Source organism: Streptomyces sp. NPDC044061 (assembly GCF_056434305.1).
In genome coordinates this window covers 77281-87102 of the sequence record NZ_JBWKFL010000036.1, presented here as the reverse complement: position 1 = coordinate 87102, position 9822 = coordinate 77281, and the positions used below count along the sequence as shown (strand labels likewise).

Sequence of the window (9822 nt, the reverse complement as noted above, 5' to 3'; positions counted from 1 at the left end):
GCTCCGCGCCGGGCGGATGGGCGTATGAAGCCCACCTGATGGTCCTGACCGGCGGCTACGCGTCCCCGGCGACGAAAGCCCGCCGCCAGGCGGCGGCCGCACTCGAGCGGGTCGCAGGGATCGACGGCAACGTCTCCAACCTCTCCATCGTCTCCTTCCCCAACACCTTCGATCCCGCCGACGGCGACATCGAAGCAACCCGGATAGCGCCGTCCGACGAGGAACTCGCCGCGCGGGCGAAAGCCCGCCGCAAGGAACGCGGCCGCACGCGTGCTCTCGACCGCTCCCGGCGAGCGTCCAACCCTGGCCAGTACCGGCCGTCGAAACGCCAACAAGCCCGCGCCGAACGACGCCAGACTGCAGGCCTGCTCGCACGTACCGTTCTGGTGCCCGGCGGGGCGCGGGCAGCGAACAAGGCCCAGGTGCCCAAGCAGGCGTACCACCGCGACAGCCTGTCGGCCGGCTACCGGCTCAACCGGGCCCGGCTCGCCGAAGCCGCCGCCACCGCCGCCGCGGCCAAAGACCACCGTGCGAGACGGATAGCCGAAGAGATCGTCACCGCCCACGGCGCGAATTTGGTTGTCGAGGATTGTGACATTCGGACCTGGTTCCGCAGGTGGGGCAAAACACTGCAGGCCACCACACCCGGACGGCTCATCACTGCCATCGGCCGGGAGTGCGAGAAGACCGGCGGGCGGATGCTCCGCGCTTCCACCTTCACCACCAAGTTGTCCCAGACCTGCTTGTGCGGCGGGAAGGTCGCCAAAACCCTCGCCGACCGGATCCACACGTGCCCCTCGTGCGGGCTCGTCGGCGACCGGGACAAAGTCTCCGGCGCCCTCTGCGCCCACGTCCACCTCGCGGATCCCGACGACCCCAGCACGGCGCGCCTGGACACCGTCCAGGCGCAACATACACAGATCCTTTTCGCACCAGGGCTGCAAGAAGCCCTGTCGAGTCAACCGCAGCGCGGTGCCCGCCCCACCCGGGGCCGCACCCACGCGGCAGCCACCACGCCGGATCCTTCCGGCCGCAGGCCTCTGCTCGGCAAAACCCCACCACCCGGTACCAGGCCAACCCCGAATGAGACCCGACCCGCGAACGAGCGGCACAAGGCCCACGTCGGAGCGGTCCGCTGTATGGACAACGCGCCACCCAGGCGCGCCGGCTCCGTACAGACATCGGGTGGACATCGCCTCATTACGTGATGACTCTTAGCCACCCCCGCGTCAACTCCCGGTCCAGGACGGCTGCATGCTGCTGTCATGTCTTCCGCGTACTCCGCTCATTCCGCGTACTCCGCGCACGCTGCGCGTTCCGCATCCCGGCCCTCCCCCGCCGCATCCCGGCCCTCCCCCGCCGCCTCCGCGCGCCCCTGCACCGTCGTCGTCTGCCGGGGCTGCTGCTGCGGCAACCCGGCCAAGTACCCCGGCGCCGACCACCCGGGCCGGCTGGAGCGGTTGCGGGCCGCCGCGGCCGAGGGGGGCTTCGAGGTGCGCACGAGCGACTGTCTGGGCCCCTGCGACCAGGCCGACGTCCTCGTCGTGCGTCCCTCGGCCGAAGGACGGCGGGCGGGCGGCAGGCCCGTGTGGATCGGGTTCGCCCTGGACGACGACAGCACGGCGGAGGTCGCCGAGTGGGCGCGAGCGGGCGGCCCGGGACTCGCCGAACCACCGGCCGCGCTGGAGCTGCAGACGATCCCCGCTCCGCGAGGCCCCCGGGCCCGCACGGGCCGCTGACGACCGCTCGGGGGCGCCCGGCGGCCCACACCCGCCGCGCCGTGCGTCCCTCGGCCGAAGGACGACGCCGGGAATCCTCACGCCGTCTCGGTGTTGAACCCTGTGTGAGTGCAGTGATCGCCCGGACCAGGTTCTCCGTTCTCGACCGCTCCCGCACGCGCGAGGGGCACCCGCCCGCCGAGGCGCTGCGGGACACCGTCGCGCTCGCGCGGGAGGCGGAGGCTCTCGGCTACCACCGTTTCTGGGTGTCCGAGCACCACGGCGTGCCCGGGGTCGCGGGATCCGCGCCGACCGTGCTCGCCGCCGCCGTCGCCGCCGCGACCCGCACGATCCGGGTCGGTACCGGCGGGGTCATGCTGCCGAACCACCAACCCATCGTGGTCGCCGAGCAGTTCGGCGTGCTGGAGTCGCTCTTCCCGGGCCGGATCGACATGGGACTCGGTCGTTCCGTGGGCTTCACGGGCGGGGTGCGCAAGGCCCTCGGGCGGGACAGGGGCGACGCCGAGGACTTCGCCGCACAGCTCGGCGAGCTGCTCGGCTGGTTCACCGGCACCTCGCCGACCGGCGTGCACGCGCGGCCGGCGGAGGGCCTGCGGGTGCCACCGTTCGTGCTGGCCATGGGCGAGGGCGCGCTGATCGCGGCCCGCACCGGCCTGCCGATGGTCATCGGCGACCTGCGGGGCCGCGAGCGGATGCTGCGCGGTATCGACCAGTACCGCTCCCTGTTCCGCCCCTCCCCGTGGGCGCCCGAGCCGTACGTCGTCATCTCCGGCACCGTCGCGGTCGCCGGGACCCCGGAAGCCGCGCGGCGGCTGCTGATACCCGAGGCCCGGGCCATGGCCCACTCCCGGACCCACGGCACCTTCCCGCCGCTGGCCCCGGCCGAGGAGATCGAGAACCGCGCGATGACCGCGAAGGAACGCGACTTCTACGAGTCCGGTCTCACCGGTCACATCGCCGGCACCGGGGACCAGGTCGCCCACGAACTGGAGACGGTGCTGAAGGAGACGGGCGCCGACGAGGTCCTGGTCACCACCAGCAGCTACGACCGTACGGCGCTGCTGGACTCCTACCGGCGCCTTGCCGCGCTCGTCACACCGGGCGGCTGAGCGCGGTTCGGGCTCAGCCCTCGACGCCGGCCGGTTTGTCCGCGCGGACCGTCACGGCACCGTCGGCCGCGTCCACCACCGCCCGGTCGCCCGCGTTCAGTTGGCCGGAGAGCAGCAGGTCGGCCAGGCGGTCGTCCACCTCGCGCTGGATGGTGCGGCGCAGCGGGCGGGCACCGAAGTCGGGCTGGTAGCCGACGTCGGCGAGCAGGTCGGCGGCCGCGTCGGTGACCTCCATGGAGACGTCCTGGGCGTGCAGCCGGCGCCTGGTGTGCTCCAGGAGCAGGTCCACGATCCGGCGCAGCTGGCCGCGGTCCAGGCCGCGGAAGACGATGATCTCGTCGATGCGGTTGAGGAACTCGGGCCGGAAGTGCTGCTGGAGCGCCGGCATCACGGCCTCGCGGACCTTGCCGTAGTCCTCCGTGCCGGCGGCCAGGATGCGGTCGGCGCCGATGTTCGAGGTCATGATGACGACGGTGTTCTTGAAGTCGACCGTGCGGCCCTGGGAGTCGGTGAGGCGGCCGTCGTCCAGCAGCTGCAGCAGGGTGTTGAAGACGTCCGGGTGCGCCTTCTCCACCTCGTCCAGCAGCAGGACCGTGTACGGCTGCCTGCGCACGGCCTCGGTGAGCTGGCCGGCCTCCTCGTGGCCGACGTACCCGGGAGGGGCCCCGACCAGGCGGGAGACCGTGTGCCGCTCCTGGAACTCGCTCATGTCGAGGCGGATCATGCGGCTCTCGTCGCCGAAGAGGGCGGCGGCGAGCGCGCGGGCCAGTTCCGTCTTGCCGACACCGGTCGGGCCGAGGAAAAGGAAGCTGCCGATGGGCCGGTTGGGGTCGCTCATGCCGGCGCGGGCGCGGCGCACGGCGCGGGCGACGGCGGTGATCGCCTCGTCCTGGCCGACGACCCGCTCGTGCAGGTGCTCCTCCAGCTTCATCAGCCGCTCCCGCTCCTCCTCGGTGAGCTGGGCCACCGGGATGCCGGTGGTGCGGGAGACGACCTGGGCGATGTCCTCGGGGGTGACCTTCGGGGCGTGGTCCTCCGCCTTGTCCGCCCCGGCCAGCTCGGTCTCGGCCTCCTTGATCCGGTCCCGCAGCTCCTTGGCGCGCTCGTACTCCTCGTCGGCGACCGCCTGGTCCTTCTCCCGGTTCAGGGCGGCGATGCGGTCCTCGATCTCCCGGGTGTCCGCGAGCGGGGTCCTGGCCCGCAGCCGGACCCGGGCGGCGGCCTGGTCCATCAGGTCGATCGCCTTGTCGGGCAGGAAGCGGGAGGTGATGTACCGGTCGGACAGCTCGGCGGCGGCGACGACCGCCTCGTCGGTGATGCGGACCTGGTGGTGGGCCTCGTACCGGTCGCGCAGCCCGCGCAGGATCTCGATGGTGTCGTCCACGCTGGGTTCGCCGACCAGGATGGGCGCGAAGCGGCGCTCGAGGGCGGCGTCCTTCTCGATGTGCCTGCGGTACTCGTCCACGGTCGTCGCGCCGATCAGGTGCAGCTCACCGCGGGCCAGGGCCGGCTTGAGCATGTTGCCCGCGTCCATCGCGCCCTCGCCGCCGCCCCCGGCACCGACGACGGTGTGCAACTCGTCGAGGAAGAGGATCAGTTCGTCCCCGTGCTCGCGGACCTCGTCCAGCAGCTTCTTCAGCCGCTCCTCGAACTCGCCCCGGTACTTGGTGCCGGCCACCATGCCGGCCAGGTCGAGCGAGACCAGCCGCTTGTCGGCGAGCGTCCTCGGCACGTCCCCGGCGACGATGCGCTGGGCGATGCCCTCGACGACGGCGGTCTTGCCCACGCCGGGGTCGCCGATCAGGACGGGGTTGTTCTTGCTGCGCCGGGAGAGGACCTCGATGGTCTGCTCCACCTCCTCGTCGCGCCCGATCACCGGGTCGAGCCGGCCATCGCGGGCGTCCTCGGTGAGATCGCGGCCGTACTCGTCCACGGTCGGGGTGCTGCTGGGCTTCTTCCGCTCTGCGGTGCCCTCGGTGGGCAGCCGGGTGGGCTCCCAGCCGCCCTCGCCGAGCGCCTGGGCGGCGGCCGACTCCGGGTTGGCGGCGAGGGCGCGCAGCAGGTGACCGGGGCCGATGTAGGAGGCGCCCTCGGCGCGGGAGATCCGGTAGGCGTCGAGCAGGGCGCGCTTGGCGGACGGGGTGAGGGTGGTGGGCTCGCTCCGCTCGCCGCCGTCCGCGGCGATGCCGAGCTGCTCGCGGATGTGGTCGGGGTCGGCGCCGGCCTCGGTGAGCAGGCGCCGGGTCGAGTCGTTGCGGGTGGCGGCGGCCAGCAGGTGCCGGGCGTCCAGTTCCTCGCTGCCCTCGGCCGCGGCGATGTCCCGGGCCTCGGCCACCAGGTCCCGGGCCCGCTCGGAGAGCAGGCTGCCGATGTCGACGCGCTGGGGCCGGCGCGCGGATGCGGCGGCCGGTCCGCCCCCGCCGAAGAACCGGGACATCAGTTCGTCGAACTCCTCGAAGGGGCTGCGTCCGAATCCGAAGCCGGGAGTGCTCATGGGGCAGGCCTTTCTGGCGCGGGCGGGCAGCGCGCGTCCGGGTCGGTCGGGGCCGACGCACGCGTATCCCAAAGTGACACAAACAGCTCATAGACGCACGAAAGCCGACACGAGGTCGCCTCGAGATGCGGATCCCGCCCGGGCCCGTGACGCTGGAAGGGCAAGCCTCAAGCGACGAGGAGGGCTGCGATGTCCTTCATGGACAAGATCAAGGGCATGCTCAAGGGCCACGAGGACATGGCCGACAAGGGCATCGACAAGGGCGGCGACTACATCGACCAGCGGACGGGGAAGAAGTACCAGTCCCAGGTGGACACCGGCCAGGACAAGCTGCGGGACGAGTTCGGCACCAGGCCGCAGGACCGGAACAACCCTCCGCAGTCGTAGCAGGCGGGGGCGGCCCTGCCGCCGTGCGCCGCCTGTCAGGGCACTAGGATCGCGGGGTTTGTCCCCGCCCCCGGCAGGCCCGTACGGAGTTCCCCCGATGCACAGCTCCCATGATCCGTACGTCCGTGTCCGCGACGCCCGCGAGCACAACCTCAAGGGCGTCGACGTGGACCTCCCACGGGACGTACTGACCGTGTTCACCGGCGTGTCCGGCTCGGGGAAGTCGTCCCTGGCCTTCGGCACCGTCTACGCCGAGGCACAGCGGCGCTACTTCGAGTCGGTCGCGCCGTACGCGCGCAGACTGATCCACCAGGTCGGGGCGCCCAAGGTCGGCGAGATCACCGGTCTGCCGCCGGCGGTCTCCCTCCAGCAGCGGCGCTCGTCCCCGACCTCGCGCTCCTCCGTGGGCACGGTCACCAACCTCTCCAACTCCCTGCGCATGCTGTTCTCGCGCGCCGGCGACTACCCGCCCGGCGCCGAGCGGCTCGACTCGGACGCGTTCTCCCCCAACACCGCGTCCGGCGCCTGCCCGGAGTGCCACGGCCTCGGCCGAGTGCACCGCACCACCGAGGAGTCGCTGGTCCCGGACCCCTCCCTGTCCATCCGCGAGGGCGCGATCGCCGCTTGGCCGGGCGCCTGGCAGGGCAAGAACCTGCGCGACATCCTCGACGCGCTCGGGTACGACGTGGACCGCCCCTGGCGTGAACTGCCCGCCGAGCAACGGGAGTGGATCCTGTTCACGGACGAGCAGCCGGTCGTGACCGTCCATCCGGTCCGGGACGCCGATCGCATCCAACGGCCGTACCAGGGCACGTACATGAGCGCCCGCCGGTATGTGCTGAAGACGTTCTCCGACACCAAGTCCCCGACCCTGCGGACGAAGGCGGAGCGTTTCCTGACGAGTGCGCCGTGCCGGGTGTGCGGGGGCAGCAGGCTGCGGCCCGAGGCGCTGGCGGTCACCTTCGGCGGCCGGACCATCGCCGAGCTGGCCGCGCTGCCCCTGACCGACCTGGCCGGCCTGCTCGACGGCGCCACCGAGACCGCCCGCGTCCTCACCGAGGACCTGAAGGCCCGGATCGCGCCCGTCGTCGAGCTGGGCCTCGGCTATCTGAGCCTGGACCGGGCCGCGCCCACCCTGTCGGCGGGCGAGCTGCAGCGGCTGCGGCTCGCCACCCAGCTGCGCTCGGGCCTGTTCGGCGTGGTGTACGTGCTGGACGAACCGTCGGCCGGACTGCATCCGGCGGACACCGAGGCCCTGCTCGAGGTGCTGGACCGGCTCAAGGCGGCCGGGAACTCGGTGTTCGTGGTCGAGCACCACCTGGAGGTGGTGCGCGGCGCCGACTGGCTGGTGGACGTCGGCCCCGGCGCGGGCGAGCACGGCGGGCGGGTGCTGTACAGCGGTCCGGTGGCCGAGCTGGCCTCGGTCGAGGAGTCGGCCACGGCCCGCTACCTCTTCGACGAGGCCCCGGGTCCGGCGCGGCGGATCCGGGAGCCGCGCGGGTGGCTGGAGGTCGGCCCGGTGACCCGGCACAACCTGCGCGAGGTGACGGCCGGGTTCCCGCTCGGCGCGTTCACCGCCGTCACCGGTGTCTCCGGCTCCGGGAAGTCCACGCTCATCGGTGAGCTGACCGAGGATCTGACGGGGGTCGGCCGTCTGGTCCGGGTGGACCAGAAGCCGATCGGGCGCACTCCCCGCTCCAACCTGGCCACCTACACCGGCCTGTTCGACGTCGTGCGGAAGGTGTTCGCCGCCGGCGGCGAGGCGCGCGAACGCGGGTACGGCGTCGGGCGGTTCTCCTTCAACGTGCCGGGAGGGCGCTGCGAGACCTGTCAGGGCGAGGGGTTCGTCAGCGTCGAGCTGCTGTTCCTGCCGAGCACCTACGCGCCCTGCCCGGACTGCGGCGGCGCCCGCTACAACCCCGAGACCCTCCAAGTGGCGTACCGGGGACGGAACATCGCCGAGGTCCTCGACCTCACCGTCGAGGACGCGGCGGAGTTCTTCGCGGACACCCCGGCCGCGGCCCGCAGCCTGGGCACCCTGCTGGACGTGGGCCTCGGCTATCTGCGCCTGGGACAGCCCGCGCCCGAGCTGTCCGGCGGCGAGGCCCAGCGGATCAAGCTGGCGAGCGAGCTGCAGCGGGGCCGCCGTACGCACACCCTCTACCTCCTGGACGAGCCGACGACCGGGCTCCATCCGGCCGACGTCGAGGTGCTCATGGACCGGCTGCAGGGGCTCGTCGACGCCGGGCACACGGTCGTCGTGGTCGAGCACGACATGACCGTGGTCGCGGAGGCGGACTGGGTGATCGACCTGGGGCCGGGCGGCGGCGACCGGGGCGGGCGCATCGTGGCGGCCGGGCCGCCCGAGCGGGTGGCACGGGCGGAGGGCAGCGTGACGGCGCCCTATCTGGCCCGGGTCATGCCCTGAGTCCCGGGAGTCCGAGGAGACAGCAGGACGGCGTGGGTCCAGGCCGGTTCGCCCGTGGTCGGCTGGGCGGCCCGGGCGAGGGCACGACGGTCGGGTTGGGCGCCGGGCGGTATGACCGGCCGTACGTCCACCTCGGCCACCAGGCCCCGCGCGCGGGCGACCCGCCACAGCGAGGCGAGCAGGGTGTCCTCGCCGACGAACGCCGCCGCGGTGCCGGCCCCTCCCCCGCCCTGCCGGTAGCTCAACCGGACCGGCTGCACCGGCACGCCCGCGTCCAGCGCGGCCTGGAAGACGGCCCGGTGGAAGCGGCCGTGTGCCCGCCCGCACCAGGTGCTGCCCTCGGGGAAGGCCACCACCGCCGCACCCTCGCCGAGGGCCTGCGCGATCCGGGTGACCGTGCCGGGAAGGGCGCGCAGCCGGTCGCGCTCGATGAACAGCGCCCCGCCCCGCGCGGCCAGCGCCCCCGCCACGGGCCAATGCCGGATCTCGGTCTTGGCGAGCATCCGGGCGGGGCGTACGGCGGCCAGCAGCGGGATGTCCAGCCAGGAGACGTGGTTGGCGACCAGCAGCAGCCCGCCGGCCGGTGCGGGGGTGCCGGTGAAGCGGACCCGGACCCCGATGGCCCGCACGATCGTCCGGCACCACCGCCTGACCCACTCGGCGGGGATCCTCCCGCCGAGCGGGGCCAGCGCGATCCCGGCCAGCACCACGACCGCGACCGCGGTGAGCCGCAGCACGGCGCGGGGCACGGCCGCGGCGGGTGCGGCCGGCTCCACGCAGGCGCCCGGGGTGCAGGGCGCGCTGGGCAGCCAGACGCTCATCAGGCCGGCACGAGCGAGAGGAAGTGCCGCAGATAGCGCGGGTTGACCCTGCGCATCGACAGGAGCACGTACAGGTCGGCGACCCCGAAGTCCGGGTCGTGCGCCGGTTCCCCGCACACCCAGGCGCCCAGCCGGAGGTAGCCACGCAGCAGGGCGGGGAGTTCGGCCCTGGCGGCCGGCGCCCCGGTGTCCGGGACCCAGGGCAGCAGCGGCCGTACCCGGAACTCCTCCGGGGCCAGGTGCTTGTCCCGCACCCGCTCCCAGGTGGCGCTCGCCAGCGCGCCGCCGTCGGCGAGCGGGACGGAGCAGCAGCCGGCCAGCCACTCGTGGCCCCGGTCGACCATGTAGCGGGCTATCCCGGCCCAGATCAGGCCGATGACCGTGCCGTCGCGGTGGTCGGGGTGCACGCAGGAGCGGCCGACCTCGACCAGCCCGGGCCGGATCCCGTCGAGCGGAGTCAGGTCGAACTCGCCCTCCGAGTACAGCCGGCCGGCGACCGCCGCCCGCTCCGGCGGCAGCAGCCGGTAGGTGCCGACGACCTGTCCGGTGACGGTGTCGTTCACCAGCAGGTGGTCGCAGAACGCGTCGAACGGGTCGACGTCGTACCCCGGTTCCGGGGTGGCGAGCAGGGCACCCATCTCGCCGGCGAAGACGTCGTGCCGCAGCCGCTGCGCGGCACGGACGTCGGCCTCGTCGCGGGCGAGGGTGACGGTGTAGCGGGTGGGTGCCGCGGGCTGCGGGGGGCGGTCGAGCGTGGTGACGCCGGTCATGGCTCTCTCCATGGTCACGGGCCGGGGTCGGCGGGAGCGGCAGTCCGTCGGTCCGGACTGCCTGTCCTGTTCTT

The 9822-nt window shown here is 73.3% G+C and carries 8 protein-coding genes; 5 read left to right on the top strand and 3 right to left on the bottom strand.

Features of this window, described 5'->3' with window-relative positions; genetic code table 11:
• From AC07CM_RS39370 to AC07CM_RS39360, 3 genes are all read left to right on the top strand, one after another.
• Positions 1-1208: zinc ribbon domain-containing protein (locus tag AC07CM_RS39370; RefSeq protein WP_478881334.1), on the top strand; the 1208-nt coding region annotated here is incomplete at its 5' end.
• Between the two features lie 57 nt (positions 1209-1265).
• Entirely contained in the window at positions 1266-1739 is a 474-nt protein-coding gene (locus AC07CM_RS39365) for a (2Fe-2S) ferredoxin domain-containing protein (RefSeq protein ID WP_478881333.1), read from the top strand.
• Positions 1740-1843: 104 nt separating this feature from the next.
• Positions 1844-2848 (top strand): LLM class flavin-dependent oxidoreductase, encoded by a 1005-nt coding sequence (locus AC07CM_RS39360; RefSeq protein WP_478881332.1) that lies wholly within the window; start codon positions 1844-1846, stop codon positions 2846-2848.
• Between the two features lie 13 nt (positions 2849-2861).
• Here the strand turns inward: AC07CM_RS39360 and AC07CM_RS39355 are convergent, their stop codons facing one another.
• Complete coding sequence (locus AC07CM_RS39355; protein ID WP_478881331.1) at positions 2862-5342, bottom strand: ATP-dependent Clp protease ATP-binding subunit; 2481 nt, start codon at positions 5340-5342, stop codon at positions 2862-2864.
• Positions 5343-5531: 189 nt separating this feature from the next.
• On the opposite strand from AC07CM_RS39355, the gene AC07CM_RS39350 reads away from it, so the two are divergent.
• Together AC07CM_RS39350 and AC07CM_RS39345 are read left to right on the top strand one after the other, a co-directional pair.
• Positions 5532-5729 (top strand): antitoxin, encoded by a 198-nt coding sequence (locus AC07CM_RS39350; protein WP_478881330.1) that lies wholly within the window; start codon positions 5532-5534, stop codon positions 5727-5729.
• Between the two features lie 97 nt (positions 5730-5826).
• Complete coding sequence (locus tag AC07CM_RS39345; protein WP_478881329.1) at positions 5827-8157, top strand: excinuclease ABC subunit UvrA; 2331 nt, start codon at positions 5827-5829, stop codon at positions 8155-8157.
• Here AC07CM_RS39345 and AC07CM_RS39340 read toward each other — a convergent pair.
• Positions 8133-8978, bottom strand: coding sequence for a lysophospholipid acyltransferase family protein (locus tag AC07CM_RS39340; protein ID WP_478881328.1), 846 nt, complete (start codon positions 8976-8978; stop codon positions 8133-8135). The two genes, AC07CM_RS39345 and AC07CM_RS39340, sit on opposite strands and share 25 nt — an antisense overlap.
• Positions 8978-9748, bottom strand: a complete 771-nt coding sequence (locus tag AC07CM_RS39335) for a GNAT family N-acetyltransferase (RefSeq protein ID WP_478881327.1) — start codon at positions 9746-9748, stop codon at positions 8978-8980. Before AC07CM_RS39335 ends, AC07CM_RS39340 begins: the two co-directional genes overlap by 1 nt.
• Positions 9749-9822 lie beyond the last annotated feature (74 nt).